The organism is Streptomyces sp. NPDC101194 (assembly GCF_044767885.1).
Classification (GTDB): domain Bacteria; phylum Actinomycetota; class Actinomycetes; order Streptomycetales; family Streptomycetaceae; genus Streptomyces.
This window is the reverse complement of record NZ_JBIWOS010000004.1, coordinates 115,616-142,339: the sequence shown is the minus strand read 5'-3', so window position 1 is coordinate 142,339 and position 26,724 is coordinate 115,616. Positions and strand designations below refer to the sequence as shown.

Here is a 26,724-nt window from a genome sequence, read left to right as displayed (position 1 = left end):
GACGGCATGCGAACCGACACTCCCTGGAGCGCCCTGCCGGCCCGGGACCACCTCCTGGCCGGAGCGGTCGATGCGGCGGGTGACCCCGTACTCGATGTGGTGGTACCCGTCTACAACGAGGAGAAGGACCTCGAACCGTGTGTGCTGCGCCTGCACGACCATCTGGCGCGCACCTTCCCGTACGCCTTCCGGATCACCGTCGCGGACAACGCGAGCACGGACCGCACGCCGCAGGTGGCGGCCGGACTCGCGGCTGCGCTGCCCCGGGTGCGGTCGTACCGGCTGGAGGAGAAGGGCCGGGGACGGGCGCTGCGCACGGTCTGGTCGCACTCGGACGCCCCGGTCCTGGCGTACATGGACGTCGATCTCTCCACCGACCTCAACGCGCTGCTGCCGCTGGTCGCACCGCTGATCTCGGGTCACTCCGATCTGGCGATCGGCTCGCGGCTGGCCCGTAGCTCGCGGGTGGTGCGCGGGTCGAAGCGGGAGTTCATCTCGCGGGCCTACAACCTCATCCTCCGCTCGTCGCTGGCCGCCCGGTTCAGCGACGCGCAGTGCGGGTTCAAGGCCATCCGGCGGGAGGTCGCGCAGCGGCTGCTGCCGATGGTGGAGGACACGGGCTGGTTCTTCGACACCGAGATGCTGGTGCTCGCGGAGCGGGCCGGGCTGCGCATCCACGAGGTGCCGGTCGACTGGGTCGACGATCCCGACTCCACCGTCCACATCGTGCGGACGGCGACGGAGGACCTGCGGGGCGTGTGGCGGGTGGGCCGGGCGCTGGCGGTCGGCGCACTGCCACTGGACCGGCTGGCCAGGCCCTTCGGGGACGATCCGCGCGACCGCGCGCTGAACGGGGTGCCGGGCGGGCTGGCCCGGCAGCTGGTCGGGTTCTGTGTCGTCGGCGCGCTCTCCACGCTCTTCTACCTCGTCCTGTACTCGCTCTTCCGGCTGGGTACCGGCCCGCAGATCGCCAACGGCGGCGCGCTGCTGGTGTCGGCCGTCGCCAATACGGCGGCCAACCGGCGGCTCACCTTCGGCGTACGCGGCCGGGGCGGAGCCGTACGCCACCAGGCGCAGGGCCTGGTCGTCTTCGCCATCGGTCTCGCTCTGACCAGCGGCTCGCTGGCCGCGCTGGGAGCGGCGTCCGGCTCGCCGTCGCACGGCACGGAACTCGCCGTGCTGATCGCGGCGAACCTCGCGGCGACGGTGCTGCGGTTCCTGCTCTTCCGCGCCTGGGTCTTCCCGGAGCGCGCCGCCGCCGGAAGCTCTGCGGCCCCCCTGGCCCCCGGGGCCTCCGTGGGACCTGCCGGGCACACCGACGACACCCACCACGAACGGGGGAACGCCCGATGACCGCACTGCGTCCCGACCACCTTCCGGCCCCGCCGGACGCGCCGACGCTCCCGCCCGCGGCACGGGCCGCAGGCCACGCCCGACCGAACAGGCCCCTGGCGCACCGCGTGTGGCGGGGCAGACCCGAGGACCCGCGCTGGGCGCGGCCCGCCTTCCTGGCGATGCTGCTGGTCATCGCGCTCGTGTATCTGTGGAATCTCAGCGCCTCCGGGTACGCCAACTCCTTCTACTCCGCGGCCGTCCAGGCGGGCAGCCGGAGCTGGAAGGCCTTCTTCTTCGGTTCGTTGGACGCCGCGAACGCGATCACGGTCGACAAGCCCCCGGCCGCGCTCTGGCCGATGGCTCTGTCGGTGCGCCTCTTCGGCCTGAACTCGTGGGCGATCCTGGCCCCGCAGGTGCTGATGGGGGTGGCCACGGCCGGGGTGCTGTACGCGGCCGTACGCCGCCGTTTCAGCGCCGCCGCCGGGCTGATCGCGATGGCGGTGTTCGCCCTCACGCCCGTCGCCGCGCTGATGTTCCGTTTCAACAACCCGGACGCGCTGCTGGCGTTGCTGATGACCGTCACCGTCTACTGCGTGCTGCACGCGATGGAGCACGGCCGGACCCGGTGGCTGGTGTGGGCGGGTGTCGCAGTCGGCTTCGCGTTCCTGTCGAAGACCCTGCAGGCGTTCCTGATCCTGCCGCCGCTGGCCGTGCTGTACGCGGTGTCCGCACCGGTACCGGTGCGCAGACGGCTCGGTCAACTCGGCCTCTCGGCACTGGCGACGGTCGTCGCGGGCGGCTGGTGGGTGGCGATCGTCGAACTCTGGCCGGCGTCGTCCCGTCCGTACATCGGCGGCTCGCAGAACAACTCCTTCCTGGAGCTGACCTTCGGCTACAACGGCCTCGGCCGGATCAGCGGCGACGAGACGGGCAGCGTCGGAGGAGGCGGCGGCCGGTCCGGCGGCCAGTGGGGGGAGACCGGCATCGGCCGGATGTTCAACTCCGAGATCGGCGGCCAGATCTCCTGGCTGCTGCCCGCCGCGCTGATCCTGCTCGTCGCGGGGGTCTGGCTGACCTGGCGGGCAGGGAGGCGTCTCCCGGGCACCGAGCGCGGGGGGAGCACCGACACCGCCCGTGCGGCGTTCCTCGCCTGGGGCGGTTCGCTGCTGATGACGGCGCTCGTCTTCAGCTTCATGGCCGGCATCTTCCATCAGTACTACACGGTGGCGCTGGCGCCGTATCTCGCGGCGCTCGTCGGCATGGGCACCACGGTCCTGTGGGAGGAACGGTCGAGGTGGTGGGCGCGCGGCGTGCTCGGCCTCACGGTCGTGGTGACCGCGCTCTGGTCGTACGTCCTGCTGGGACGGACGCCGGACCACCTCCCGTGGCTGCGCTGGGCCGTCCTCGTCGGAGGTCTGGCCGGAGCGGCGGGCCTGCTGATCGCCCCGCGCATCGGACGCCGACCGGTGCTCGTGGCGGTCGGGGTGAGCCTTGTCGCGTCGCTGGCCGGCCCGACGGCGTACACCGTCTCCACGCTGAACACCGGGCATCAGGGCTCGATCGTCACGGCCGGTCCGTCCGGAGCCAGTTCCATGGGCGGCCCCGGGGGCGGTGGCCGCGGTGGCCCCGGGGGCACGGGCGACGGGATGCCGGGCGGAATGCGGCCTCCGGGCCAGGCCGGTCAGCAGGGCGGCGGCATGGGGCAGCCCCCGACGGGAGGTCAGGGCCGCAACCAGCAGAACGGCGGACGACCGGGAGCCATGCCCGGCACCGGCACCGCACCCGGCGTCCCACCCGGCGGCATGGGTGAGGGCGGTGCTCCGGGAGGCGGCGGCATGGGTGGTCTGCTCAACGGCTCGACCGTCGGCGCCGCGGCCGAGAAGCTCCTGGAGAAGGACGCCGGCGACTACACCTGGGTCGCCGCGGCCATCGGCTCGCAGAACGCCGCGAGCTACCAACTCGCCACCGGTGAACCGGTGATGGCCATCGGCGGCTTCAACGGCAGTGACCCGTCCCCGACGCTCTCCCAGTTCGAGAAGTACGTCGAGGACGGCAGGATCCACTACTTCGTCGCGGGCGGAATGGGCGGGGGCGGCGGCAACGGCGGCACCTCGTCCGAGATCTCCTCCTGGGTGGAGGAGAACTACCAGCAGGTCACGGTCGGCAGTGCCACCTTCTACGACCTGACCCGGCCGAAGAGCGCCGAGTAGGACAGCCGGTCCGACGGCTCAACGGCGCAGCAGCAGATCCGCGACGACCGGGCGGTGGTCCGAGGCGAGTGTCTCGGCCACCGCCGCGTCGCGCACCCGTACGGAATCCTTCGAGACCGCCACGTAGTCGATCCGCTGCACCGGGTCCTGCGCCGGGTACGTCGGCCCGCCGGGCTCGACATCCGTCAGTTCGTTCCACAACGGGGCGAGTTCGGGTGCGGTCGGGGCGGCGTTGAAGTCACCGAGCAGGATCTGCCGCACCCGCTGCCGGCCGGGGGCCTTGTCCTCGGCCATGATCCGGCGGGTGTCGGCGACCTGTGCGGTCCGTACGGAAGGGTCGCCGCGGTAGTCGAGGTGCGTCACGTACACGTGCACGGGCAGCCCCTGCACCCGCAGGACCACCTCGCCGAAGCCGGGCGCCGTGGCCGGTACGGGGTTCGGGTCCTGGGTGGAGAGCCGGGTGATCTCATGGTTCTCGGCGCTCACGATCCGGTGTCGGGACAGCACCGCGACCCCGAACTCTCGGCGGGGCGCGCCGGGGGTCACCGGATCGAGGCTGTAGATCGGGGCGAACGAGACCCGCATGTGCAGCCGCTCCGCCAGCTCTCCCGCCAGATCGCGCCATTCGCTGCGGGTGCCCCAGTGGGCGTCGACCTCCTGCAGCCCGATCACATCGGCGTCCAGCGAACGCAGTTCGGCGGTCTGCCGGTCGAGGTCGAAGACGTTGTCCATGCCGGCGCCCGCATGGATGTTGTACGTGGCCACGCGCAGCGGCACCGTGTGCTCCTGCCCGGCGGCCGACGCGGGAGGCGCGAGAGCGGTCCCCAACAGGCCCGCTGCGATGAGTACTTCCACCGTACGACGACGCAGTGACATACCACTCCAGTCCTTGTCGGATCAGCGGCGAGCACGGTACCGCGCGGAAATGAGCTGTACACCGTACAAGGCTAGCTATACGGTGTACGTCTATTGCTCGTACACCGTATAAGGCATCAGGAGTCCGCATGACGGCGACCGCCGCCGAGCAGAAACACCTCTCGCCGCCGAGCCACCCGCAGCGCTGGCTGATCCTCGGAGTGATCTGCCTCGCCCAGCTCACCGTGCTGCTCGACAACACCGTGCTCAATGTCGCGATCCCCTCCCTCACCCGGGAGCTGGACGCCTCCACCGCCGATGTGCAGTGGATGATCAACGCCTATTCGCTGGTCCAGTCGGGTCTGCTGCTCACGGCGGGCAGTTCCGCCGACCGCTACGGCCGCAAGAAGATGCTCGTCGCGGGGCTCGCCCTGTTCGGTATCGGCTCGTTGGTGGCCGGACTGGCCCAGTCGTCCGCGCAGCTGATCGCCGCCCGTGCGGGCATGGGCATCGGCGGTGCGTTGCTGATGACGACGACCCTGGCCGTCGTCGTGCAGATCTTCGACGACACGGAGCGGGTCAAGGCGATCGGCATCTGGTCGACCGTCAGCTCGCTCGGCTTCGCCGTCGGACCTCTGATCGGCGGAGTGATGCTCGACCACTTCTGGTGGGGCGCGATCTTCCTGATCAACATTCCCGTCGCGGTCATCGGTCTGGCCGCCGTCGTCCGGCTCGTCCCGGAGTCCAAGAACCCCAGTGGCGACCGTCCCGACCTGTTCGGAGCGCTGCTCTCCACCATCGGCATGGCGTCCGTCGTGTACGCGATCATCTCCGGCCCGGAGCACGGCTGGACGTCGGGCCGGGTGCTGCTGACCGCCTTCACCGGGGTCGTCGTCCTCACCGGATTCGTGCTGTGGGAGCTGCACATCCCGTACCCGATGCTGGACATGCACTTCTTCCGGAACCAGAAGTTCATCGGGGCGGTCGCGGGCGCGATCCTGGTCGCCTTCGGGATGGGCGGTTCGCTGTTCCTGCTCACCCAGCAGCTCCAGTTCGTCCTCGGATACGGACCGCTGGAGGCCGGCCTGCGGACGGCTCCGCTGGCGCTGAGCGTCGTCGCGCTCAATCTCATCGGGCTGGGCGCCAGGCTGGTGCCCAAGCTGGGGACGCCGGTCACCATCGCGGCCGGGATGAGCCTGTTGGCCGCCGGTCTCGCGGCGATCGCGCTGCTCGGCGGCAACGGCTACGGCGGCATGCTGCTCGGCCTGGTCGTGATGGGTGCGGGCATCGCACTCGCCATGCCCGCCATGGCCAACGCGATCATGAGCGCCATTCCGCCGGAGAAGGCGGGCGTGGGCGCCGGGGTCAACGGCACGCTCGCCGAATTCGGCAACGGGCTGGGGGTCGCCGTGCTCGGCGCGGTGCTCAACTCCCGGTTCGCGGCGCTCGTGCCGGCGGCCGTCGGGGCGGCCTCGCTGCCCGCCGCACTGGCTTCGGCCACCGATGCCGGGGAGCGGGTACGGATCACGGACGCCTTCGCCTCGGGACTGGAGACCAGCCAGCTCGTCGGGGCGGTGGCGGTGCTGGCCGGAGGTCTGCTGGCCGCGGCGCTTCTGCGCCGTGCCGAGCGGGCAGAATCCGCCCGGGCGGCCTCGGCCGGGGCCGGGGCAGCGGCATAGCATCGAGGCGGGGCGTATCGGATCGTATAAATCCGCTTCATGCGCACGTGTACGCGTCCGATCCGTCCCTCCGGCAAGACGAGGAGAGTGCCATGGTGTCCGCGGCCGATCGTGTGAAGAACCCCGCCAGGACCAGTGTGTGGCTGGAACAGCGGGCACCGTCGCGCGCCCGCAGATCGGACCAGCCGGCCGGTCTGGACCGGGAGAAGATCACCGCGGCATCGGTCCGGCTGCTGGACGCCGAGGGCCTCGCCAAGTTCTCCATGCGCCGGCTCGCCGCCGAGCTGGATGTCACCGCGATGTCCCTCTACTGGTACGTGGACACCAAGGACGACCTGCTGGAGCTGGCCCTCGACTCGGTCTACAGCGAGATCGCGCCCCCTCGGGAGGACGCGCACTGGCACGACCGGCTGCGCGAACTGGCGACCGCCTACCGGCACCTGTTGATCCGGCACGTCTGGGTGTCGCCGCTCGCCGGGCACTTCCTCAACATGGGTCCGCACTCGATGCTGTTCTCGTACGCCATCCAGGACGTGATCCGGGCGACGGGCCTGCCGCTGCACCAGCAGACGGGGGCGCTCTCCGCGGTCTTCCAGTTCGTGTACGGATTCGGCACCATCGAGGGCCACTTCGTGCAGCGCAGTGTCGATTCGGGGATCAGCCAGGACGAGTTCTTCCGGCAGGCGCTGGGCGCCATCCGGAGCCAGCCGCAGCTCAGCCGGATCGTGGAGTCCTCGCAGGACCTGATGGACGCCCGCGGCGGTGACACGGTCGAGGAGATGCGCGAGCGGGACTTCACCTTCGCCCTGGACCTCCTGATCGCGGGCATCGAGGCGATGCGGGACCGCTGAGACCTCGCTCGTCCCTCAGTACCCGCGTCCCACATCCACGGCGGTGTCCGGCACCCGCCCCTCCACCACCGCGTCCCAGCACGCCGCGAAGTCCGTGACGATGTCCTCGTTCGCGGTGATGCCCGCGGAGTGGGAGGTGATCACCGTGCGGGGCAGCCGCCAGCAGGGATCGCCGGGTGCGGCGGGCTCCTCGGGCAGCACGTCGAGTACCGCGCGCCCGACCGCACCGGAGCGCAGCGCGGCCTCCAGCGCCCGGATGTCCACCGTTCCGCCCCGGCCGACATTGATGAACGTGGCGCCGCCCATGCCCGCGAAACGGTCCGGGCCGAAGAACCCGTCCGTCCCGGTGGTCAGCGGCAGTGTGGAGACCACCCACCGTGCGGAGGCGAGCGGCCCCGCGTCCTCGCCCGCCCCGACGACCCGGTCGAAGCCCGCCGCTGCCGTGCGCGTCCCGCGTGCCACGCCCACGGTCCGGATGCCGCACCCCCGCAGCAGAGCGGCGACGGACGAGCCGATGCGGCCGGTGCCGTAGATCAGGGCCGTCCGGCCGGCCGCGAGTTCGGAGGGGATGCGGCGCCACTCGGCCCGTGCGTGCTGGGCGGCGAACTCGGGGACGGACTGACAGTCGGCGAGCACCCAGGCCAGCACGTACTGCGCGATGCGTTCGCCCATGCGCCCCACCGTCCGGGTGAGCAGCGCGCCGGACGGCCACGGTCCGGCGGCCAGCAGGGCGTCCGTACCGGCGTTCACGCTGTGGAACCACAGCAGCGACCCGCTCCGCAGAGCCTTTGGCAGCGTGGCGCCGACATAGACGAAGGGCTCCCGCGGCGCCGTGCCGGGAGAACCCCGGTGCACGGGGCGGCCGGTGATCCGCTCCAGTTCACGGACGACGGAGGCGTCCACCGTCGGCGCGGCCAGCAGCCGGGCCCGAGCGAGGGCGCCCGGCGCCGGAACGTGCTCATGTGTTCGGGAGGGCACGGCGGGAAGTCGTCCGGCCAGCCGTCAGCTGCCGGACGCCAGGCGGGCGGGGAAGCCGCCGGTGGCGATCGGACCCCATCGCTCGGGAGTGATCCGGATGATCGACTTGCCCTGCTTCACCATCGCCGCCCGGTACTCGTCCCAGTCCGGGTGCTCGCCGGAGATGTTCCGGAAGTACTCGACGAGCGGCTCGACCGAATCCGGCGAGTCGATCACCTCGGCCGAACCGTCGATCTGCACCCACGGTCCGTTCCACTCGTCCGACAGGACGATCACGCTGACCCGCTCGTCCCGTTTGGCGTTGCGGGTCTTGGCCCGTTCGGGGTAGGTCGAGACGACGATCCGGCCGGAGTCGTCGACACCACAGGTCAGCGGGGAGCCCTGGGGACGGCCGTCGGACCGGGTGGTCAGCAGGATCGCCCGGTGCCTGGGCCGTACGAAGGACAGCAACTCGTCGAGTTCCACAGCGGTGTTCGTCGCGATGTTCGGTGCCATGTCCGCAGACTACGACGGCAGGGACTCACCCTGCACGGCCTGGATGTCGAGCTCCACCCGAAGCGTCGTGCCGATCGCCGAGATTCCGGCCTGCACCACCTGGTTGTAGTTCATGGCGAAGTCCTCGCGGCGCAGCTCCGCCGTGGCGCTGAACGCCGCACGCACCCCGCCCCACGGGTCCGGGCCCGTCCCGAGGTAGCTCAGGTCCAGGTCGACCGGGCGCACGACACCGTGCATCGTCAGCTCGCCGTGGACCAGCCAGCGGTCCGGGCCCGCCGGGGTCAGCCCGTTCGAGCGGTACGTGATCTCCGGGAACCGGTCCGAGTCCAGGAAGTCCGGCGAGCGCAGGTGCTTGTCCCGCATGCCGTTGCCGGTGTCGATGCTGGCCGCGCCGATGACGGCGTCGACCCGGGAGCGGTGGACCTCCTCCGCGATCTCGATCCGGCCGCTGAACTCGGTGAACCGGCCGCGCACGCTGGAGATCCCCAGGTGCTGCGCGACCGCGGCCACCGAGGAGTGCGCCGGGTCCAGCGACCAGGCGCCCGGCGGCGGCAGCTCCACACCGCCCTGGCGTGCCAGCACCACCGTGCCGGCCTCGACCCGCCCGCTCGCCGTGACGAGGGCGGTGGAGGCGGCGGGGGCGTACCCGACCGCCGTGACGATCACCGTGTACGCGCCGGCCTGCAGGGGAGCGTCGGTCCGCACCGCCCCGTCCTCGTCGGCGGTGGCCCGCAGCACCTGCGTGCCGGTCATGTCGGTGACCGTCACGACCGCGTGCTGAACCGCCCAGCCGTCCCGCGTCCGTACCTGTGCGCGAAGTCCCATCCCGTTTTCTCTCCTTGCTCAATGACTCAATGAGTCGGGCCCCGGGGCGGGGACGGCAGGCCGTCCCCTGCCTGCCGTCCCCGCCACCGGGGCCCATTTCCACCGGCCGGTACAGCGTCTCCGCTCGGAACGCCGACCCGCCAGGGGTCTGTGATCACGACCTCGATCGAGGTCGTTACTCGCCGGGGTGGGCGAGCTCGATGTCGTGGCCGTCGACCCCGCGACCGGCCACGGTCAGTGCGCCGGCCACCGGCGGGTAGCCGGTCGCGATGACCGAGTACTCGCCCGCGTCCAGGTCGGCGAAGGCGTACGCCCCGTCCTCCCCGGTCGTCGAGGTGGCGACCACGTTGCCCGCCGCGTCGACCAGCGTGACCCGGGCGTCCGGCAGCGGCCGACGGCCGGCTCCGGCCCGTACGACACCCTGGACCAGCGCGCCGGACTGCAGCGCGGCCTCGATCCGGGTCACGCCCTGGCCGCCGATCTCCACCGGCAGTGCCAGCGGGCGGTAGCCGGCGGCGTTCACCGCGACGGTCACTGAACCGGGGACCAGCTCACCGAAGGTGAACTCGCCCGCCTCGCCGGACTTGCCGGTGGCCAGCACATCGCCGCGCACATCGGTCACGACGACCATGGCGCCCTCGACCGGGGCGGCGGTCTCGGCGGTCCGCACGGTCCCGGCCAGGCCGCTCGTACCGGAGAGCAGGATGTCGTAGGCGAGCGGCTCGTCACCGACGACCACCGTGGACGCCTGCGGCTGGAAGCCGTCGGCGGACGCGATCAGGACGTAGCTGCCGGAGCCCGGCGCGTCCAGGCCGTAGCTGCCGTCGGCCTGGGCGACGGAGCGCCCCAGCTGGCGGCCGGCCAGCGAGATCAGCGTGACGGCGGCGCGGGCGACGGGTGCGCCCTCGGCGCCCCGCACCACACCGTGCACGGCCGTGCCCTGCAGGGTGGCGACCGGGGCCTGAAGGGTGTCGACCGCGGTGCCCCCGGACGTCGCCCCGGCGACGTGCGCCACAGCGGCGGCCGGAGCCTCGACCGGTTCCTCGACGGGGACCTCTGCGGGGACCTCGGCAGTGGCCGCGGCGGCGTTCGCGGAGTTCGTCCTCAGCGCGACCTCCTTGATGAAGATCGTGACCAGGAAGGCGATCAGCGCGGCCGGGGCGGCGAACAGGAAGACGTCGCCGACACCGTGCCCGTAGGCGCTCTCCACGACGGTACGGAACGGGGCGGGCAGCGCGTCCAGGTTCGGGATGCCCCCGCCGCCGGTGCCGCCGTGGCCCATGGCCTGGCCCTTGGGGCCGAGCTCCGCGAGACCGTCCTTGACGTAGTGGGTGACGCGGTTCGCCATGACGGCGCCCAGCGCCGAGACGCCGATCGCGCCACCGAGGGAACGGAAGAAGGTGACGACGGAGCTGGCCGAGCCGAGGTCGGACGGGTCGACCTGGTTCTGCGTGGCGAGCACCAGGTTCTGCATCATCATGCCGATGCCGAGACCCATCACGGCCATGAAGACCGCGATGTGCCAGTAGGCCGTGTCGTACCGGATGGTACCCAGCAACCCGAGCCCGGCGGTGACCAGGAAGCCACCGCTGACCAGCCAGGCCTTCCAGCGGCCGGTCTTGGTGATGATCTGGCCGGAGACCGTCGAGGAGATGAACAGACCCGCGATCATCGGGATCGTCAGGACACCGGACATCGTCGGCGTCTCGCCCCGCGCCAGCTGGAAGTACTGGCTGAAGAAGACGGTGCCCGCGAACATCGCGATACCGACGAACAGCGAGGCCAGCGAGGCCAGTGTGATGGTGCGGTTACGGAAGAGGCGCAGCGGGATGATCGGCTCGCTGGCCCGGGACTCGATGAAGACGAAGATCAGCGCGAGGACCAGGGAGCCCGCGAGCATCACGCCGGTCTGCCAGGACAGCCAGTCGTACTTGTCACCCGCGAAGGTCACCCAGAGGAGCAGCAGCGAGACGGCGGCGCTGATGAAGAACGCGCCGGCCCAGTCGACCTTGACCTCACGCTTGACGACCGGGAGCTTCAGGGTCTTCTGGAGCACGATCAGCGCGATGACCGCGAACGGCACACCGACGTAGAAGCACCAGCGCCAGCCCATCCAGCTGGTGTCCGTGATGACACCGCCGAGCAGCGGACCACCGACGGTGGCGACGGCGAACACCGCACCGATGTATCCGCTGTAGCGACCGCGCTCACGCGGGGCGATCATCGCCGCCATCACGATCTGCGCCAGGGCGGAGAGACCGCCGACACCGATGCCCTGGACGACGCGGCAGGCGATCAGCATGCCGCTGCTGGTCGACATACCGGCGACGACCGAGCCCGCGACGTAGATGACGAGGGCTATCTGGACCAGCAGCTTCTTGCTGAACAGGTCGGAGAGCTTGCCCCACAGGGGGGTCGTCGCGGTCATCGCCAGCAGCGAGGCCGTGACGACCCAGGTGTAGGCGCTCTGGCCGCCGCCGAGGTCGGAGATGATCTCCGGCAGGGCGTTGGAGACGACCGTCGAGGACAGGATCGCGACGAACATGCCGAGCATCAGCCCGGCCAGTGCTTCCATGATCTGCCGGTGTGTCATCGGCGCGCCGGACGAGGAATCGGCTGATCCCCCGTGCTTGGCGTGGCCGCCCCGCACACCGGTCGGTGTGGTCGTAGCCATTGAGTTCCTTGTCTTTGCTTCTGTTACACGGGTGTACGGGTGTGCGAGTCGTTGTCGCTGTCGGCGTGCCGGGGGCGGCAGTCGCCACTGTGCTTTCCGGGGGCGCATCCCCCGGGGCCGCGACAGGCGAAGCTGTCGCGCAGCCGGGCCAACAGCGTGTTGAGCTGTCCGACCTCGTCGTCGGACCAGTCGGAGAGGTTGTGGGCGAACATTTCGGTGGTCCGACGGTTCAGATCACTGAGCACGTCGTTCCCGGCGGGGGTCAGCCGCAGGATGCGGGACCGCTTGTCGGCCGGGTCCGAGGACCGCTCGATCCAGCCGTGTTCCGCCACATGGGCCACATGACGGCTGGTCACCGACATGTCGACGTCCAATAGTTCGGCCAGTCTGCTGATTCGCATCTCGCCGTGCTGATGGAGAAGAGCCAGCACGGCGGCGGATCCGGCAGGGCATTCGGCGGGCAGGATGCGGGCGAGACCTCGCTTGACGGCCCCGACGGCGCTGAGCTGCCGGGCCAGTTCTTCGTACTGACTCCGTGCGGCCACGGGACCCCCAGACATCTCACCGGTGCATCTTGTTGCTTAGGGCAACCATAGAGTCGTTGGTTGCTGCAGGCAAACGAAAAAGCCCTTGCATAAGTAAAGGAACGCAAAAGGGCGCGTAGGGCCCGAGTCAAAGGCCCAGCGTGTGGGATGCGCGTCGGGGCAGGTGTGGTTCGCGCCACAGGTGGGGCGATCGGATGTCCGATTCGAGCGGTGCGCGGGGTGGCCTGTCCGCCGCTTCGGGGTGCCCGTTCCCCGCGACCGCGCGCCGGCCGTTCCGTATATAGGGGTGCGGGGCTTCCGTCCGTGCGGGTACGGGTGCGGGCGCCCACCCCCTCGTTCGCGGGCCGCCGGCTTCGGTCCGGACCCTTCGGCGACCCGGGGGTTGGGCCCCAACTCCGAGTTCGCTAGGGTCCTGGCCCATGGCACACAACCCCCATGCCCCGCAGGGCCCCGAGGGCAACCACGACCCGGCCGGCAGCACCCAGATGTTCCGCGCCTTCGTCGACGAGGGCGAGCCGCAGCGTCGGCAGCAGCCGGCCGCCTCGTCCGGACCGAGGACCGGGGTGATCGTCACCGTCGTCGCGGTGATCGTCGTCCTCGCGGCGGTCGCCTGGCTCGCGCTCGGCTGACCCGGCGCACCGGCTTCTCCTCCACCTTCCGTCTCCACCCGTCACTTCAATACGGCGGTGACGTCCCTGGTCTCGACATGCATGCCCAGGGGCACCCGCCAGGCGTCCACACAGACGGTGTACGTCTTCGTCCGTGCCGCCCCCGCGCCGATCGGCGCGGGCAGCGGCGCCGACGACTCGACGGCCGCCCAGTCGATTCCCAGCCCGCCGATGATGTGCGTGGCGAAGGTGACGGTCCCCGCGTCCGCCGGTGATCCTCCGGTGTTGCGGAACGTGACGGTCACCTTCTCGCACCAGCGCTCGGACGCGGCCGCCCGCTCGGGGGCGCCCACCGCCAGCACGGCAGGTCCCGCAGGTGCGGTGGGGCCGGGCGCCGACGGGGTCGCGGGACCCGTGGGGCCGCCGCCCGGCCCACCCGGTCCGGACGCACCGCCGCTGCCGTCACCGCCGCCCGGACCGCCCGGGCCGCCCGTGCCGGGAGTGCCGGACGGCCGGGCGGACCCGCCGTCGGCCCGTCCTGAGCCGTCACGCCCGGTCGTGCCGCCGGAGCCGTTCCTGCCCGGCGTACCTCCGGAGCCGTCGCCGCCGGGTGCGGCCTCCGGCGCGGGCCCACCGGCCCGGCCTCCGGCGCCATCGCCGCCCCCGGTGCTTCCGCCGTTCCGGTCCAGCGGTACCAGGGTCACCTTCCCCGACGGTGCCACCGCACCTGTCGGCGCCCTGCGAGGGTCCGAGTCCGCCGCGCCGACCGCCACATAGCCGTCGTCGTCGGCCGTCCCGCCACAGGCGGCCAGCGTGCCGCCCAGACACAGCACGGCCGCCGAGGCGGCGATCAGGGTGCCCCGGCGGCCGGTCGAGTCGCGCATCTGACGTCGCATCGCGCCAGTGTGGCTGACGGTCCGTCAAATCGGAACCCGTGTGTCGGCGTCACAGTGCGGCGGTCCATGGCGGTCAGTCGGCGATGAGCCCCTCCCTGAGCTGGGCGAGCGTGCGGGTCAGCAGGCGCGAGACGTGCATCTGCGAGATGCCGACCTCCTCGCCGATCTGCGACTGGGTCATGTTGGCGAAGAACCGCAGCATGATGATCTGGCGCTCGCGCGGCGGAAGCTTGGCCAGCAGCGGCTTGAGCGACTCGCGGTACTCCACACCCTCCAGCGCCGAGTCCTCGTACCCCAGCCGGTCCGCGAGGGAGCCCTCGCCGCCGTCGTCCTCGGGCGAGGGGGAGTCCAGCGAGGAGGCGGTGTAGGCGTTGCCGACGGCCAGACCGTCGACCACGTCCTCCTCGGAGACGCCGAGTGCCTTGGCCAGCTCGGGCACGGTCGGCGAGCGGTCGAGCTTCTGGGCGAGCTCGTCGCTGGTCTTGGTCAGCGCGAGCCGCAGCTCCTGGAGGCGGCGCGGAACACGCACCGACCACGAGGTGTCGCGGAAGAAGCGCTTGATCTCCCCGACGACGGTCGGCATCGCGAACGTGGGGAACTCGACGCCGCGTTCGCAGTCGAACCGGTCGATCGCCTTGATCAGGCCGATCGTGCCGACCTGGACGATGTCCTCCATCGGCTCGTTGCGGCTGCGGAAGCGCGCCGCGGCGTAGCGCACCAGCGGGAGGTTGAGCTCGATGAGCGTGTCCCGTACGTAGGCACGCTCCGGGCTGTCCGTTCCGTCGGGACCCGGTGCGGGGCCCAGTGCGGCGAGCCGCAGGAACAGGGAGCGGGACAGAGTGCGGGTGTCGATGGCTTCCGGCGAGCTGGTGAGCGCAACGGGTGCGGGCGCGCTCTTCGTGAGCGTGAGCACCTTCGAGCTGCCCTGTTCTGCGGACATGCCACCCCCTTGAGGTCGCGGACGGTCGCGTCGAGCCGCGACCATCGGAGGAACGCAGCCTCCACCTGAATACCGGAGGCGAGGCCACGGCAAACGCGGTTCCCGCAGAATGTCACATGTCGGCAACACGCTGTAGTGACATGTCGACAAGTCTTTGTGGCGTCTGTGCAGTTAACGGGGGGTGTGGGGCAATTCTGTTCGCTCGGAACGAACTTCGGGCGTTGCGCTCGATCCGGTTAGGCCTCGATCCTGTTTGCGGATCGAAGTCGGGCGAAGCTACGGGCCAGCAGCCTTGACACATGCATCTGGGAGACACCCAGTTCCGCGCTGATCTGTGACTGCGTCAGGTTGCTGTAGTAGCGCAGCAGCAGGATGCGCTGCTCTCGCTCGGGCAGCTGTACGAGCAGATGCCGGACCAGATCGCGGTGCTCGACCCCGGCGAGGGCCGGGTCCTCGTAGCCGAGGCGGTCCAGCAGTCCGGGCAGCCCGTCGCCCTCCTGGGCGGCCTCCAGCGAGGTCGCGTGGTAGGAACGGCCGGCCTCGATGCAGGCCAGCACCTCGTCCTCGGAGATCTTCAGTCGTTCGGCGATCTCCGCGGTGGTGGGCGAGCGGCCGTGAGCGGTCGTCAGGTCCTCGGTGGCGCCGGTGACCTGGACCCAGAGCTCGTGCAGCCGGCGCGGGACGTGGACGGTCCGTACGTTGTCCCGGAAGTACCGCTTGATCTCGCCGACGACGGTGGGCATCGCGAAGGTCGGGAACTGGACACCGCGTTCCGGGTCGAACCGGTCGATGGCGTTGATCAGGCCGATCGTGCCGACCTGGACGACGTCCTCCATCGGCTCGTTGCGGCTGCGGAAGCGCGCCGCGGCGTAGCGCACCAGCGGGAGGTTCGCCTCGATCAGCGCCGCCCGCACCCGGCCGTGCTCCGGGGTTCCCGGCTCCAGGTTCTTGAGCTGTCCGAACAGGACCTGGGTGAGCGCCCTGGTGTCCGCGCCCCTGGTCCTGGCGGGTGCGTCGGTGCCGTCGGGCGTCTCGGCCGGGACCGTCTCCGCGTCTTCGGCGGCCGGGACGACCGGGGTGGACTGGGGAGGCACTTGAGGCGCTGTACTGGCCGGCACGATGACGCCACCCCTCTGCGGTCAACTTCGGTCAACTCATCCGTCAAAAGCGGTCATAGCATCACAAGACATGTCCACTGTGTGCAAGCACCGTATAGCGTCGTGTTGGGGTCAACTTGGTTTAAACACTAAAAAAAGCCCCTCACCGCAATGGTGAGGGGCTCGGGTGACCGGTCGGATCAGGCCGGACGGGTGGTTCAGAACGGATAGTCGGCGATCACCCAGGTGGCGAACTCGCGCCACTGACCGGCGGCGGCCTGATGGGCCGGATGCTCGATGTAGCGCTTCAGGGCGTCCTCGTCGGAGACTGCGGAGTTGATGGCGAAGTCGTATGCGATCGGCCGGTCGGTGATGTTCCAGGCGCACTCCCAGAACTCCAGCTCGGGGACCTGCCCCTCCAGCTCCTGGAAGGCCCTCGCCCCGGCGACGACCCGCGGGTCGTCCCGCTCGACGCCGTCGTTCAGCTTGAACAGGACCAGATGGCGGATCATGGGGTAACTCCTACTTCACGAGCTCGGACATGAAGTCGCCGACGCCCTGCGCGGCACTCGAAACGCCCTCGAACCCTATCTGGACAAGATCTGCCGCCCGTTCCGGGGACGTGATGATCGTGTACAGCACGAAGACGACTATCACGTAGAGAGCTATCTTCTTCGCTTGCACCATCAGCCCCTGCCTCCCCTTGGATCCCCGTGCAGTCGGGCGATTCTATCCGCACGCATGGCCGTATCCCTCTGGTGCATTCGACCACTCACGCCGCCTTTAGGGACCAACGACCCGTTGATCAGGGCCCTTCGCCCGTCCACAGGGCTTCCGCGAGGCCGCAGGATGGCTGGCGAGCCCCGCGGACCAGGCAGGAACCGACGGGGCGAGGAACAGGACCTCACTGTGGGGTCCTCGCCGCGAGCTTCCCCGCTGACCGCGGCGAGGGCTTGAGCGGCCTGTTCCCATCGGGGGAAGCGGCTTCTCCCCCCGATGCCGCTTCCCCCGAGCAACGCTTCGGGCCGTGGCCCCGGGTACGACGGACGTCGCGCCCAGGGCCACGGCCGTGTCCGCGGGAGCGCCGTCGGGGCCATGGGCCCGCGCCCGTACCCGAGGAGGCCGCAGTTGGGCCCGGAGGCTCGGCCGGTGTCTGCGGACACGGAAAACTCGAAGGGCCCGACGCGATGCGCCGGGCCCTTCACAAGAGCGGTAGCGGAGGGATTTGAACCCTCGGTGAGTTTCCCCACACTCGCTTTCGAGGCGAGCTCCTTCGGCCGCTCGGACACGCTACCGAGAGAGAGCTTAGACCATCCCGGGGCGTGGACAGAAATCCAATGTCAGAGCTTGCGGAAGAACGCCGTCAGCCGGGCGGCGCAGACGTCCTCCAGCACTCCGTGGATCACCTCGGGACGGTGGTTGAGTCGACGGTCGCGCACGACGTCCCAGAGCGAGCCCGCCGCGCCCGCCTTCTCGTCGAGCGCCCCGTAGACCACCCGGTCCACGCGGGACTGCACCAGTGCGCCCGCGCACATCGTGCAGGGCTCCAGGGTGACCACCAGGGTGCAGCCGGACAGCCGCCACCGGCCGAGCGCCGCTGCGGCCCGGCGGAGGGCGAGGATCTCGGCGTGCGCGGTCGGGTCGCCGGTCGCCTCGCGTTCGTTGTGGCCCGTGGCGAGCAGGGCGCCGTCCGGGCCGAGGACGACGGCGCCGACCGGCACATCGCCGGCCTGCGCCGCCACGTCGGCCTCGGCCAGGGCGCGGCGCATGTGCGCCCGCCAGGGATCTCTTACAGGATCGTGCGGTTCCGGTGGTCCTTGCGGGTGCGGTGGTTCGCTCACCCGCGGACCCTAACGGACGGTCTCCAGGACCTCGGCCGCGCCCAGCGCGTCCGCGATCTCCACCAGTGCGTCCGTGCGCAGCATCAGCAGTTCGGCCTCGGGGAGCCCGAGGTCGGCCAGGATCCCGGTGTCACCGATCGGGCCCGCCGGCACGGCGTCGGCGTCGAGTTCGTCGTCATCGTCATCGTCGTTGTCGTTGTCGGGGGTGATGTCCGGTTCGCCGTCCTCCGTACCGTCGAGGCCGACGAGCTCTTCGAGGGCGGCAATGGTGTCGTCGGCCCCGGGTTCGCGGCCGAGCAGTTCATCGGTGAGCAGGATCTCCCCGTACGAGGAGCGGGCGGCGGCGGTGGCGTCCGAGACGAAAATTCGGGGGTCCTCCTCACCGTCCACCCGGACGACGCCGAACCAGGCGTCCTCCTGCTCGATGAAGACGAGCACCGTGTCCTCGTCCACCGAGGCCTCGCGGGCCAGATCCGTCAGGTCGGACAGGGTCTCCACATCGTCGAGTTCCGTGTCGCTCGCTTCCCACCCGTCTTCGGTGCGCGCGAGCAGTGCGGCGAAGTACACCGTGACTCTCCCACTGGTCATAGGGGTGTCGGTCCGGCGGGAGGGCAGTCGGTGGTCCGGCTGCCCTGCGTCCCGCCCATCGGAATCGTGGCAGAAACAAGGGCTTTGCGAGAGGAGTTCGGCCGTTGCGTCGGCCACCAGTTCTCCCGGACGCCGCCACCAGGGGGACACGGGACCGCCGTCCGACCTACCAGCGGAAGGTCCTCATCCGCATGGCCTGGCGCATCCGGGCCGCCCTGGCCCGGCGCGGCTGGACCCGGTCGCGGAGCGCCTTCGCCTCATGAAGCTCGCGCAGGAACTGGGCGCGCCGCCTGCGGCGCGCCGTCTCGGTCTCCTGCGGGTCCTGCGGGCCCCCCGCGTCCGGCGTGTCCGGCTGGTCCCGCTTGCGCTCTTCCCCGTCCGGCATCGGCTCATCACCCCAAGGCTGGGTCCGTATGCCACCACCTTCCCTCCGAACGAGTGGTTGATGCCAGCGCAGAGGTGCGAGCGGCCCGGTTACTGTTGAACCCATGCGGATCCACGTCGTCGACCACCCACTGGTCGCGCACAAGCTCACCACCCTGCGCGACAGGCGCACCGACTCCCCGACCTTCCGGCGGCTCGCCGACGAGCTGGTCACCCTGCTCGCCTACGAGGCCACCCGGGATGTGCGCACCGAACAGGTCGACATCGAGACCCCGGTCACACCGACGACCGGGGTGAAGCTGTCGCACCCCCGGCCCCTGGTCGTGCCGATCCTCCGGGCCGGTCTCGGCATGCTCGACGGCATGGTGCGGCTGCTGCCGACCGCCGAGGTGGGCTTCCTGGGCATGATCCGCGACGAGGAGACGCTCCAGGCGTCCACGTACGCGACGCGGATGCCGGAGGACCTCTCGGGCCGCCAGGTGTACGTCCTGGACCCGATGCTGGCCACCGGCGGCACGCTGGTGGCGGCCATTCAGGAACTGATCGAGCGCGGTGCGGACGACGTCACCGCGGTCGTGCTGCTCGCGGCGCCCGAAGGTGTCGAGGTGATGGAGCGCGAGCTGGCGGGTACTCCGGTGACCGTCGTGACCGCCTCGGTCGACGAGCGGCTCAACGAGAACGGCTACATCGTCCCGGGCCTCGGTGACGCGGGCGACCGGATGTACGGCACGGTCGACTAGGGCCTCTCGTCCGGATCGGGCCGGCGCGGTCCGGACGAAGGACCGCAGGTCCTGCCCGCCGCACGGGCTCCGGGGGACGCGTGGGCCGTGCCGACGGCCGCCGGTCCGTTCCGGCAGCCGTCAGCAGGACGGCGCGGGGGCCGGCTTCGTCAGGGCGGCGAGGGCCGCGGCCGCGGACTGCGGCGTGTCGAGCGCCTTGAACTTCGTCCCCAGAATCAGATCGACGTCCGCGGTCCTGCGGGCGTCGGTCTTCGAAACGGCCCCCTGCAACTGCGTACCGAGGACCGGGAACGAGCCGTTCACGGCCGACGGAGCGCCCAGCAGCACCCCCGGACCGGGGACCTTCTTGTCGTACGCGGCCGGGGCGTTCCCCACCTCGCCGATGGTGAAGCCGCGCTTCTTGAGCTCGTCCGCGGCCTTCTTGGCGAGTCCGCTGCGCGGGGTCGCGTTGTAGACGTTGACGGTGATCTTCGCGGGCTTCGGCAGCGCCTTCGCCGGCGCCGACGGCTTGGCCGACGGGCAGTCCGTCTCGTGGTCGGCGGCGCTGGCCTGCCGGTCGCCGCCCGTGAAGACGTCGATGAGCTGCAACGTGCCCCACCCGGCCAGCCCGAGGGCAACCACGGAAGCGGTGGCAGCGAGGATCAGTTTGCCGCGACGCCGGGGGCGGCGCATGCGCGGGTACTTGTCGCCCGTGATGCGGTACTTTCCGCCCATGCCGGGGGGAGTGAGCATGCTCATGGGCGCAGCGTAGTGCGGCCCGGTGATGATGCCTACTAAATGATCAATGGATCGCACCCGTCCGAGTGCGAAAGCACCCGAACGAACCCGGAGAGGGCCCGCAGGGCTTGCCGATCGTGCGACGAGCCTGCCACGACGCCCCGTCAGCCGAGTTCGAGCACCCGGGCGTGCAGTACCTGGCGCTGCTGAAGCGCGGCGCGGACCGCGCGGTGCAGTCCGTCCTCCAGATAGAGGTCGCCCTGCCACTTCACGACGTGCGCGAACAGGTCCCCGTAGAACGTCGAATCCTCGGCGAGGAGGGTTTCGAGGTCCAGGTTGCCCTTGGTGGTCACCAGCTGATCGAGGCGGACCGGGCGCGGCGCGACATCCGCCCACTGCCGGGTGCTTTCCCGGCCGTGGTCGGGATAAGGCCGCCCATTTCCGATGCGCTTGAAGATCACACGGAAAGCCTACCGGGCAAGAGCCTCCGGGCGCAGCCATGGGGCGGGACTGCGATGCTGTAAGAACGCCATAAAAGTGAGCAATTCGGAACAGCGGCCTGGGTGAGGGACCGCGACGGCACGGGCGGAGGCGTGGGTTCGCACACCGGCGACGGTGCGGGCACGGGTACGGGCATGGCGTCCCGTGGAGGTGTGGCGTCGGGCGCGTAGGTGGCCTCCGATGAAGGTGTGATGTCGGGTGCGGGTGTGGCGTCGGGTACCGGTGAGGCTTCCGGCGGCGGGGCCGGAAGCCTGCCGCCGCAAGCAAGGGAGATCGCCGACGGGCACGCCGTGTCCGGAGCCGCACTCGATCCGGGCGCATTGCTCCGGGACGGTGCGTGCCTGACGGATGCGCAGGTCCTGGCCCCGTCGGCGATGGCTCAACCGGCGCGGACTCGTCGCGGGACCACCGGTGCCGACCGGACCGGGATGCGTCGGCGGCGCGACGGTACCCCTGCAGTGGATGCATTGGGGTGCGTCGGAGCGCGCAGGGGGTGCGAAGGGGCGCGTGACGAGTGCGCCGGAGGGGAGGAAGCGGAGGGACGGGGGTGCTGCGGGCACGCGACGGGGGCGTGTGGTGCGGGCGCTGCCGCTACGTGTCTGCGCGCTTGGCCGCCCTGGCCGCCTGCTTGGCCTGCTGCTTGTACGCACGGACCTCGGCGAGTGATTCCGGGCCGGTGATGTCGGCGACCGACCGGTGCGAGCCCGCCTCGCCGTACGGCCCGGCCGCCTCCCGCCAGCCCGTCGGCCGGACCCCGAACTGCTTGCCCAGCAGTGCCAGGAAGATCTGCGCCTTCTGCATGCCGAACCCGGGCAGCGCGTTCAGCCGCTTGCGCAGCTCGGCCCCGGTGGAGACGTCGCTCCACACAGCGCTCGCGTCGCCGTCGTACGCCGCCACCAGGTACTGGCACAACTGCTGGACGCGCTTGGCCATGGAGCCCGGGTAGCGGTGCAGCGCGGGTTTGGCGGTGAAGAGATCGGTGAAGGCCTCCGGGTCGTACGCCGCGATCTCATGGGCGTCCAGATCGTCTCCGCCCATCCGTACGGCCAGGGTGTACGGGCCGGAGAAGGCCCATTCCATCGGTACCTGCTGGTCCAGCAGCATGCCGACCAGAGCGGCGAGCGGGCTGCGTGCGAGGAGTTCGTCCGCCGCGGGGTCCTGAGCGATCCGCAGGGTGATGTCCTGGTCCTTGTTGCTCTTGGTCATGCCGTCGATCATCCCGACGGCGGCGGGGCCCGGCCACTCCACTGCCCGTCGATGCGGCCGTTTGCTGCCGATTTCGTTCGCGGAGGCGACATGGGGGAGACGACGCGAGAGGCAGCGGCGTGAGGGCCGACGGCCGACGGGGGTGACTGTCAGTGGCGGCTGGCAGCCTGGAGGATGTGGACATCGACAACTGGAAGTTCCTTCTGGAGAGTTGGAGCAGGCACTGGATCGCCGCCCGGGACCTGCTCGATCCCGAGGAGGCCGAGGAGGAGGCCGACGACGATGCGGTGGTCGCCGGATCGCTGGGGTTTCCGGCGGCGACGGAGGAGCAGACAGCCGCGCTGGAGCAGCGGCTGGGGCTGGTGCTGCCGCCCTCGTACCGGACGTTCCTCCAGGTCTCCAACGGATGGCGTCACGCCGGTGGTTCGGTCTATCTGATGGGTGTGGCGGAGCGTGTCGCGGTGCACGGCGACCCGCTGGACCTGCAGAGGCTGTACGAGGAGAACCTGGACGAGAACTCCGGGCGGGCCGAGCGGCTGATGGCCGGCATGTGGGCCAGGTCGTTGCAGCTGTCGCACGACTCGGACATGACCGATGTCCTGCTCGACCCGGGGGATGTGGGCGAGGACGGCGAATGGGCCGTGTACGTCTACCGCGGCTGGTCCGGTGACTTCCCGGACCGCTTCCCGTCGTTCGCGGAGTTCATGCGGGCCATGTACCGGGAATTCCACCACCGGCACGGTGACGATCCCGGGTTCGAGAACGAAGTGACGCGCGAGCTCGACGCCTCGGTGGAGCGGGCCAGACTGGCCTGTCTGGCCGGGGGCGACATCGACGAGCAGTTGGCGGTGCTGGACGAGGCCGAGGCGTACGGGAGGGGGCGGGCCCGGCGGCTGCGGGACCAGATCCACGCCATGTTCAGGCCGGTCGCCCATGTCGCGGCGGTCATGGACATGGACGACCCGCTGTACGTACGGGAGATCCTGCCGCTCGCGGCGTGGGAGCACCGCAGGATCGGCCGGGACGACGACTGGTTCCTCGGACCGCACGGCGAGGAGGGCCGGGCCGGGGCGGCGGCCGCGCTGCGGGAGGCCGGCGAGCGGTCGTTCCGGTACGAGCCGCCCGGCCCGTTCGGCCATGCCGTCGCCGAGGCCCGCGAACTGGCGCGCTGGGGAGACACGGAGGGTGCCTGGCGGGTGCTGGCCGCCGCCGTGCACGAGTGGGAGCCCTACGGCACCGAGCATGTCGCGCCGATCGGCCTGCTTGCCGATCCACTGCTGGGACCGGTCGTCACACCGGAGCGCGGGCGCCGGATCCTGACCACGCCGCGTGCGGGCCGGGGCTCCGCTCGACGGCCGGCGACGGCCGGCGGCAGCACCGGTGCCGCTGCGGGCGTCCTGGACGCCGACGGGCCGGACGGACTGGGCTGGCTCGCCGAAACCGGCTCCGGTACACGACTGGACAGCTTCCGTTTCGTTCTGGTCCACGGCATACCACCGCGGGAACTCGCGCGGCGGCTCGGCGAGGGGGCGCTGCTGGCCCCGAGCTCCGAGAGCGAGTCGGGTGCGTGGGGCCGGCGGAAGCTGCCGTCGGGGGCCGACGCGCAGGCACGGATCGGCTCGTGCGGCGGAGGCTGGAGCTTCGCGTTCGAGACCGATCCCGAACCCTTCGTGGAGGACCGGCTGACCGGCCTGGACGCGCGGGCGTCGCTCGGCACCAGGGCGATATCGGTCTGGTGCCCGGGGACCCGTATCCCCGCCGGCCCCGGTACCGCTGCCCCCGCGCAGACCTTCCGCTTCTCGTACGCCGAGGACGGTCAGGAGGTGTACGGCTACACGACCGGGGGTGATGCGCGTGCGACGAGAGGAACGCTGCCCGCACCGCTCGGTGCGCTTGCGTCCGGGGGAACCGCGCTCGATGCCATCGCTGCGGTGTACGGCGTCTCCCTGCCCCGATTCGCCCTGCGGAGCGGCCGGTTGCACGCAGTGGCGGCGAAGTCGTGGATCGGGCTGCCGACGGGGGAGGGACACACCACCATCAAGGCCATCGCGGTCCTGCGCACACGAAGCAGCGTTGATGTCTCCCGGGCGGAAGAGAGGCGTCGTCGACTCCGCTGATCTGTTCGCGGACCCGCGTCGGATCAAAGGCCCGTCGCGGCGACGGGGTTGTCATCGCTGACGAGGACAGTCGCCGGATCCCGCGGACCTCCGTCGGACCCCCGCCGAACACCGCGTCGAGGAAGCCTTCGTCGACGCGGTCGGGCGACGGTCGTGGCGGCGGCCTTCGCGAGGCCGGGCGAAGCGGTGCGGATGCCCGAAGGGGCAGCGGCGGCTGCCCCTGGCCGGCGGGGTCCGGGCTGGACGAGGCGGTGAGACGTCGTGAAGGTGGAGTGGTGGGGCCATCACGACGCGCCTTCGACCCGGGGCGCGGTCAGGGGAGATGACGATGCACGCACAGGAATGGGACCAGGAACACGACCACGAACGGGATCACGGGCACGGGCAGGAGCACGACGAAGTCGCGCACGCGTCGAGGACGGCCGAGGGCCGGGAGGCCGCGGGCATCCCGCACCTCTACCGCGCGGCGGCGGCCGGACGGGCCGATGTGGTCGGCGCCGGCGGCATGAGCGCGCTCCAGCGGGCGGTGGGCAACAGCGCCGTGGGCTCGATGCTCCAGCGGCAGGAGGAGGGGGAACGCTCTCCCGTGCACGATGTGGTCTCGTCCGGCGGTGGGCAGCCCCTGGACACCGATACCCGCACCGATCTGGAGGGGCGGATGGGCGCGGACTTCTCCGACGTCCGCATCCACACCGGCTCCGCCGCGCACGAGTCGGCGAAGGGCGTGGGCGCCCACGCGTACACGGTCGGCAACAACGTCGTCTTCCAGCGGGACGCGTACGATCCGTCCACGCCGCAGGGCCGCACCACGCTGGCCCATGAGCTCACCCATGTGATCCAGCAGCGCAACGGACCGGTGGAGGGTACGGAGGCGCCGGGCGGCATCCGGGTGAGCGATCCGTCCGACCGGTTCGAGCGGGAGGCCGTCGCGAACGCCGACCGGGTGCTGTCGGAACCGGCGCCCGCCCCGGCTTCGGACTCGGCTCCGGGGATCGGGACCGGCCCGGTCGGTCCTGGCTCCGCCTCCGCCTCGGCGCCCGCTGTGCAGAGGGCGGCGACGGAGGACGAGGACGAGCAACCTGCCGATGTGCAGGGTTCCTTCGTACAGCGGGCGGAGGAGGGAGCCGAGGAGGAGGAAGAGGCTCCGCCCGCCTGAGCGCGGCGGATTCCTCGTCGGTCCGCGCCGTCAGTCCGTGGCGTCGATCCGGCCGTCGGGCCGGGTCGACGGTGCGCGCCGTCAGTCCGTGGCGTCCGTCCGCATCGTGCCGCCCAGGAACAGCGACTCCGCACACCGGGAGGGCGCCGGCGCGTTCACCGGCTTGCCCACCTTCCGGCAGTCGACGGTCATCGTGACCTTGCCGCCCGCGGGCACCAGGATCGGTGTGACGAAGTGGTAGTCGGAGTCCCGGAAGTTCTCCAGCGCCAGCCGGAGCACCGGTGTGTCCCGACCGGTGGAGACGACGAGCGTTCCCGCGTCCCCCTGCGGGTTCTGGACCACGATGTCCGTCAGCTGGAAGGTGTGCCCGCTGGGTACCTGCAGGGCCGTCGAGGTGTTCGACCCACCGCCCACCGAGTCCCTGACCTGTACCTGTGCACTGGTCGGAGCGGCTGCGGACGCACCACCGGAGCCGCTGCCGGTCCCGCCGTCGGACGTGCCGGAACTCGATGAGGGACCGGGGCTCGGCGAACCACCGTTCGCTCCGGAGGAGTCGCCTCCGCCCGATCCCGTTCCGGCCGTCGAACCCTGCTCCGGGGCCTTGCTCTTGTCGGCCGCGGCGGCCGACCGTACCGCGTCCGGCGTGATCGCCTCCCGTGCCGCCGATTTCACGGCCGGCCGCAGCAACGCGTACCAGAGCCCGACCAGCGCGATCAGCAGCACCGCCGCGGTGATCAGCGCCCGCGGAAGCCAGCGCGGCAGGATCGGCTCCTGCTGGTACGAGCCGTCCAGGGCCACCGGTGCTGCCGGTTCGGCCGGTGCCTGCCCCTCCACCGCATCCGTGGTGACGACGACCTGGAAGGCGTGCGTGACCGGCGTTCCGCGCCACACGCGCTTCGCCGGCCGGATCCTCAGCTTCCCGAACTCCGCCCGCCCGGGAGCGATCTCCAGCGCGTCCGTCGCGAACGTGACCCGGGCCCGCTCCGTACCGGACCGGGCGCCCAGCCGTACGGTGGCCGGGGTGTTCCCCCGGTTGTCGACGGCGAGCTGGTGCCTCCCGCGCCAGGCGCCGTGCGAACTGCGCGGCACCAGCTCGGCGGTCGTCTCGGTGAAGGGAAGTACGGTCACCCGCCCTTCGGGCACCACCGTGTCGTCCTGTTCGCTGGTGGGCACCACCCGTATCCCGAAGGGTGTCTCCCCCGCGGGAACGGACGAGTCGCGGGGCGGACGCAGTACGAGGGAGACCGTTCGGGAGTCACCCGGGTACAGGGACAGTGTCGCCGGCTCCACCGTCGACCAGGCGGCACACGCACCGATCACCTCGAACCGGTATTCCTCGACAGTGCTGCCGGAATTGAGGATCCGCAGAGGGAGGGCCGTCTCCTCGCCCGGTGCGGCAGTGACGGACGAATCGTCGAGGCTTGCCGTGAGACTCATAGGGCGCACCGTAGGGTCGGCGTCCCGCGCCGACATGGGCCGTGAAGGA

Annotated in this window: 26 protein-coding genes and 1 tRNA gene; 8 read left to right on the top strand and 19 right to left on the bottom strand. The window is 71.0% G+C overall.

The window, feature by feature from the left end; translation table 11 throughout:
• Nucleotides 1-6: 6 nt before the first annotated feature.
• Both ACIRP2_RS17275 and ACIRP2_RS17270 read left to right on the top strand, forming a co-directional pair.
• Nucleotides 7-1,353: a glycosyltransferase gene (locus ACIRP2_RS17275; protein WP_404251057.1), complete on the top strand. Its 1,347-nt coding sequence runs from the start codon at nucleotides 7-9 to the stop codon at nucleotides 1,351-1,353.
• Nucleotides 1,350-3,545, top strand: a complete 2,196-nt coding sequence (locus ACIRP2_RS17270) for an ArnT family glycosyltransferase (RefSeq protein WP_404251055.1) — start codon at nucleotides 1,350-1,352, stop codon at nucleotides 3,543-3,545. Before ACIRP2_RS17275 ends, ACIRP2_RS17270 begins: the two co-directional genes overlap by 4 nt.
• A gap of 18 nt (nucleotides 3,546-3,563) precedes the next feature.
• Here the strand turns inward: ACIRP2_RS17270 and ACIRP2_RS17265 are convergent, their stop codons facing one another.
• Nucleotides 3,564-4,421, bottom strand: a complete 858-nt coding sequence (locus tag ACIRP2_RS17265) for an endonuclease/exonuclease/phosphatase family protein (RefSeq protein ID WP_404251053.1) — start codon at nucleotides 4,419-4,421, stop codon at nucleotides 3,564-3,566.
• Between the two features lie 128 nt (nucleotides 4,422-4,549).
• Between ACIRP2_RS17265 and ACIRP2_RS17260 the strand changes: the two genes are divergently transcribed.
• The gene (locus ACIRP2_RS17260; RefSeq protein ID WP_404251051.1) at nucleotides 4,550-6,079 is read left to right on the top strand and encodes an MFS transporter; all 1,530 of its coding nucleotides are present in this window, start codon (nucleotides 4,550-4,552) and stop codon (nucleotides 6,077-6,079) included.
• A gap of 92 nt (nucleotides 6,080-6,171) precedes the next feature.
• Nucleotides 6,172-6,930, top strand: coding sequence for a TetR/AcrR family transcriptional regulator (locus ACIRP2_RS17255; protein ID WP_404251049.1), 759 nt, complete (start codon nucleotides 6,172-6,174; stop codon nucleotides 6,928-6,930).
• Nucleotides 6,931-6,945: 15 nt separating this feature from the next.
• Here ACIRP2_RS17255 and ACIRP2_RS17250 read toward each other — a convergent pair whose 3' ends face one another.
• The 5 genes from ACIRP2_RS17250 to ACIRP2_RS17230 all read right to left on the bottom strand — a co-directional run bounded on the left by ACIRP2_RS17250 (nucleotide 6,946) and on the right by ACIRP2_RS17230 (nucleotide 12,447).
• Entirely contained in the window at nucleotides 6,946-7,908 is a 963-nt protein-coding gene (locus tag ACIRP2_RS17250; RefSeq protein ID WP_404251047.1) for an NAD(P)-dependent oxidoreductase, read from the bottom strand.
• Nucleotides 7,909-7,932: 24 nt separating this feature from the next.
• Complete coding sequence (locus ACIRP2_RS17245) at nucleotides 7,933-8,403, bottom strand: PPOX class F420-dependent oxidoreductase (RefSeq protein WP_404251045.1); 471 nt, start codon at nucleotides 8,401-8,403, stop codon at nucleotides 7,933-7,935.
• Nucleotides 8,404-8,412: 9 nt separating this feature from the next.
• Nucleotides 8,413-9,228 carry a YceI family protein gene (locus tag ACIRP2_RS17240; protein ID WP_404251043.1) on the bottom strand — a complete coding sequence of 272 codons (816 nt, stop codon included), beginning with the start codon at nucleotides 9,226-9,228 and terminating at the stop codon, nucleotides 8,413-8,415.
• A 175-nt stretch (nucleotides 9,229-9,403) separates the two neighbouring features.
• The gene (locus ACIRP2_RS17235; RefSeq protein ID WP_404251041.1) at nucleotides 9,404-11,902 is read right to left on the bottom strand and encodes an MFS transporter; all 2,499 of its coding nucleotides are present in this window, start codon (nucleotides 11,900-11,902) and stop codon (nucleotides 9,404-9,406) included.
• 23 nt (nucleotides 11,903-11,925) lie between these two features.
• Nucleotides 11,926-12,447 (bottom strand): MarR family winged helix-turn-helix transcriptional regulator, encoded by a 522-nt coding sequence (locus ACIRP2_RS17230; protein WP_404251039.1) that lies wholly within the window; start codon nucleotides 12,445-12,447, stop codon nucleotides 11,926-11,928.
• A 419-nt stretch (nucleotides 12,448-12,866) separates the two neighbouring features.
• Here ACIRP2_RS17230 and ACIRP2_RS17225 point away from each other — a divergent pair, with 419 nt between their 5' ends.
• The gene (locus tag ACIRP2_RS17225) at nucleotides 12,867-13,076 is read left to right on the top strand and encodes a hypothetical protein (protein WP_351081702.1); all 210 of its coding nucleotides are present in this window, start codon (nucleotides 12,867-12,869) and stop codon (nucleotides 13,074-13,076) included.
• Between the two features lie 41 nt (nucleotides 13,077-13,117).
• Here ACIRP2_RS17225 and ACIRP2_RS17220 read toward each other — a convergent pair whose 3' ends face one another.
• From ACIRP2_RS17220 to ACIRP2_RS17180, 9 genes are all read right to left on the bottom strand, one after another.
• Nucleotides 13,118-13,951, bottom strand: a complete 834-nt coding sequence (locus tag ACIRP2_RS17220) for a hypothetical protein (RefSeq protein ID WP_404251037.1) — start codon at nucleotides 13,949-13,951, stop codon at nucleotides 13,118-13,120.
• Nucleotides 13,952-14,024: 73 nt separating this feature from the next.
• Entirely contained in the window at nucleotides 14,025-14,891 is an 867-nt protein-coding gene (locus ACIRP2_RS17215) for an RNA polymerase sigma factor SigF (protein ID WP_351081700.1), read from the bottom strand.
• Between the two features lie 236 nt (nucleotides 14,892-15,127).
• Nucleotides 15,128-16,009, bottom strand: coding sequence for an RNA polymerase sigma factor SigF (locus tag ACIRP2_RS17210; protein ID WP_404251035.1), 882 nt, complete (start codon nucleotides 16,007-16,009; stop codon nucleotides 15,128-15,130).
• A 197-nt stretch (nucleotides 16,010-16,206) separates the two neighbouring features.
• Nucleotides 16,207-16,500 (bottom strand): Dabb family protein, encoded by a 294-nt coding sequence (locus tag ACIRP2_RS17205; RefSeq protein WP_389638024.1) that lies wholly within the window; start codon nucleotides 16,498-16,500, stop codon nucleotides 16,207-16,209.
• A 10-nt stretch (nucleotides 16,501-16,510) separates the two neighbouring features.
• Complete coding sequence (locus tag ACIRP2_RS17200) at nucleotides 16,511-16,675, bottom strand: hypothetical protein (protein ID WP_351081694.1); 165 nt, start codon at nucleotides 16,673-16,675, stop codon at nucleotides 16,511-16,513.
• 523 nt (nucleotides 16,676-17,198) lie between these two features.
• Nucleotides 17,199-17,283 (bottom strand) — tRNA-Ser (locus ACIRP2_RS17195).
• 45 nt (nucleotides 17,284-17,328) lie between these two features.
• Entirely contained in the window at nucleotides 17,329-17,757 is a 429-nt protein-coding gene (tadA, locus tag ACIRP2_RS17190; RefSeq protein ID WP_404251033.1) for a tRNA adenosine(34) deaminase TadA, read from the bottom strand.
• A gap of 81 nt (nucleotides 17,758-17,838) precedes the next feature.
• Nucleotides 17,839-18,396 carry a hypothetical protein gene (locus tag ACIRP2_RS17185; RefSeq protein WP_404251916.1) on the bottom strand — a complete coding sequence of 186 codons (558 nt, stop codon included), beginning with the start codon at nucleotides 18,394-18,396 and terminating at the stop codon, nucleotides 17,839-17,841.
• 187 nt (nucleotides 18,397-18,583) lie between these two features.
• Nucleotides 18,584-18,802, bottom strand: a complete 219-nt coding sequence (locus ACIRP2_RS17180; RefSeq protein WP_404251031.1) for a hypothetical protein — start codon at nucleotides 18,800-18,802, stop codon at nucleotides 18,584-18,586.
• Between the two features lie 103 nt (nucleotides 18,803-18,905).
• Between ACIRP2_RS17180 and upp the strand changes: the two genes are divergently transcribed.
• The gene (gene upp / locus ACIRP2_RS17175) at nucleotides 18,906-19,541 is read left to right on the top strand and encodes a uracil phosphoribosyltransferase (protein WP_351081690.1); all 636 of its coding nucleotides are present in this window, start codon (nucleotides 18,906-18,908) and stop codon (nucleotides 19,539-19,541) included.
• 120 nt (nucleotides 19,542-19,661) lie between these two features.
• Here the strand turns inward: upp and ACIRP2_RS17170 are convergent, their stop codons facing one another.
• The 3 genes from ACIRP2_RS17170 to ACIRP2_RS17160 all read right to left on the bottom strand — a co-directional run bounded on the left by ACIRP2_RS17170 (nucleotide 19,662) and on the right by ACIRP2_RS17160 (nucleotide 21,965).
• Nucleotides 19,662-20,255: a LytR C-terminal domain-containing protein gene (locus ACIRP2_RS17170; protein WP_404251914.1), complete on the bottom strand. Its 594-nt coding sequence runs from the start codon at nucleotides 20,253-20,255 to the stop codon at nucleotides 19,662-19,664.
• A gap of 167 nt (nucleotides 20,256-20,422) precedes the next feature.
• Complete coding sequence (locus ACIRP2_RS17165; RefSeq protein ID WP_072488263.1) at nucleotides 20,423-20,719, bottom strand: type II toxin-antitoxin system VapB family antitoxin; 297 nt, start codon at nucleotides 20,717-20,719, stop codon at nucleotides 20,423-20,425.
• Between the two features lie 631 nt (nucleotides 20,720-21,350).
• A complete protein-coding gene (locus ACIRP2_RS17160; RefSeq protein ID WP_404251028.1) occupies nucleotides 21,351-21,965 on the bottom strand; it encodes an HhH-GPD-type base excision DNA repair protein in 615 nt (204 codons plus the stop codon).
• Nucleotides 21,966-22,117: 152 nt separating this feature from the next.
• On the opposite strand from ACIRP2_RS17160, the gene ACIRP2_RS17155 reads away from it, so the two are divergent.
• Both ACIRP2_RS17155 and ACIRP2_RS17150 read left to right on the top strand, forming a co-directional pair.
• Nucleotides 22,118-24,082 (top strand): SMI1/KNR4 family protein, encoded by a 1,965-nt coding sequence (locus tag ACIRP2_RS17155; RefSeq protein WP_404251026.1) that lies wholly within the window; start codon nucleotides 22,118-22,120, stop codon nucleotides 24,080-24,082.
• A 322-nt stretch (nucleotides 24,083-24,404) separates the two neighbouring features.
• On the top strand, nucleotides 24,405-25,238 hold the full coding sequence (locus ACIRP2_RS17150; protein ID WP_404251024.1) for a DUF4157 domain-containing protein: 834 nt from the start codon (nucleotides 24,405-24,407) through the stop codon (nucleotides 25,236-25,238).
• Nucleotides 25,239-25,319: 81 nt separating this feature from the next.
• Here ACIRP2_RS17150 and ACIRP2_RS17145 read toward each other — a convergent pair whose 3' ends face one another.
• Complete coding sequence (locus tag ACIRP2_RS17145; RefSeq protein WP_404251022.1) at nucleotides 25,320-26,675, bottom strand: hypothetical protein; 1,356 nt, start codon at nucleotides 26,673-26,675, stop codon at nucleotides 25,320-25,322.
• Between the last annotated feature and the right edge of the window lie 49 nt (nucleotides 26,676-26,724).

Coding starts and splice junctions, on each gene's coding strand:
- ACIRP2_RS17220 (WP_404251037.1), bottom strand. CDS start 13,951: ATGCGACGTCAGATGCGCGACTCGACCGGCCGCCGGGGCACCCTGATC.
- ACIRP2_RS17275 (WP_404251057.1), top strand. CDS start 7: ATGCGAACCGACACTCCCTGGAGCGCCCTGCCGGCCCGGGACCACCTC.
- ACIRP2_RS17145 (WP_404251022.1), bottom strand. CDS start 26,675: ATGAGTCTCACGGCAAGCCTCGACGATTCGTCCGTCACTGCCGCACCG.
- ACIRP2_RS17265 (WP_404251053.1), bottom strand. CDS start 4,421: ATGTCACTGCGTCGTCGTACGGTGGAAGTACTCATCGCAGCGGGCCTG.
- ACIRP2_RS17150 (WP_404251024.1), top strand. CDS start 24,405: ATGACGATGCACGCACAGGAATGGGACCAGGAACACGACCACGAACGG.
- upp (WP_351081690.1), top strand. CDS start 18,906: ATGCGGATCCACGTCGTCGACCACCCACTGGTCGCGCACAAGCTCACC.
- ACIRP2_RS17205 (WP_389638024.1), bottom strand. CDS start 16,500: ATGATCCGCCATCTGGTCCTGTTCAAGCTGAACGACGGCGTCGAGCGG.
- ACIRP2_RS17215 (WP_351081700.1), bottom strand. CDS start 14,891: ATGTCCGCAGAACAGGGCAGCTCGAAGGTGCTCACGCTCACGAAGAGC.
- ACIRP2_RS17170 (WP_404251914.1), bottom strand. CDS start 20,255: ATGGGCGGAAAGTACCGCATCACGGGCGACAAGTACCCGCGCATGCGC.
- ACIRP2_RS17240 (WP_404251043.1), bottom strand. CDS start 9,228: ATGGGACTTCGCGCACAGGTACGGACGCGGGACGGCTGGGCGGTTCAG.
- ACIRP2_RS17160 (WP_404251028.1), bottom strand. CDS start 21,965: ATGACCAAGAGCAACAAGGACCAGGACATCACCCTGCGGATCGCTCAG.
- ACIRP2_RS17225 (WP_351081702.1), top strand. CDS start 12,867: ATGGCACACAACCCCCATGCCCCGCAGGGCCCCGAGGGCAACCACGAC.
- ACIRP2_RS17270 (WP_404251055.1), top strand. CDS start 1,350: ATGACCGCACTGCGTCCCGACCACCTTCCGGCCCCGCCGGACGCGCCG.
- ACIRP2_RS17255 (WP_404251049.1), top strand. CDS start 6,172: ATGGTGTCCGCGGCCGATCGTGTGAAGAACCCCGCCAGGACCAGTGTG.
- ACIRP2_RS17260 (WP_404251051.1), top strand. CDS start 4,550: ATGACGGCGACCGCCGCCGAGCAGAAACACCTCTCGCCGCCGAGCCAC.
- ACIRP2_RS17245 (WP_404251045.1), bottom strand. CDS start 8,403: ATGGCACCGAACATCGCGACGAACACCGCTGTGGAACTCGACGAGTTG.
- tadA (WP_404251033.1), bottom strand. CDS start 17,757: ATGCGCCGCGCCCTGGCCGAGGCCGACGTGGCGGCGCAGGCCGGCGAT.
- ACIRP2_RS17180 (WP_404251031.1), bottom strand. CDS start 18,802: ATGCCGGACGGGGAAGAGCGCAAGCGGGACCAGCCGGACACGCCGGAC.
- ACIRP2_RS17235 (WP_404251041.1), bottom strand. CDS start 11,902: ATGGCTACGACCACACCGACCGGTGTGCGGGGCGGCCACGCCAAGCAC.
- ACIRP2_RS17200 (WP_351081694.1), bottom strand. CDS start 16,675: ATGGTGCAAGCGAAGAAGATAGCTCTCTACGTGATAGTCGTCTTCGTG.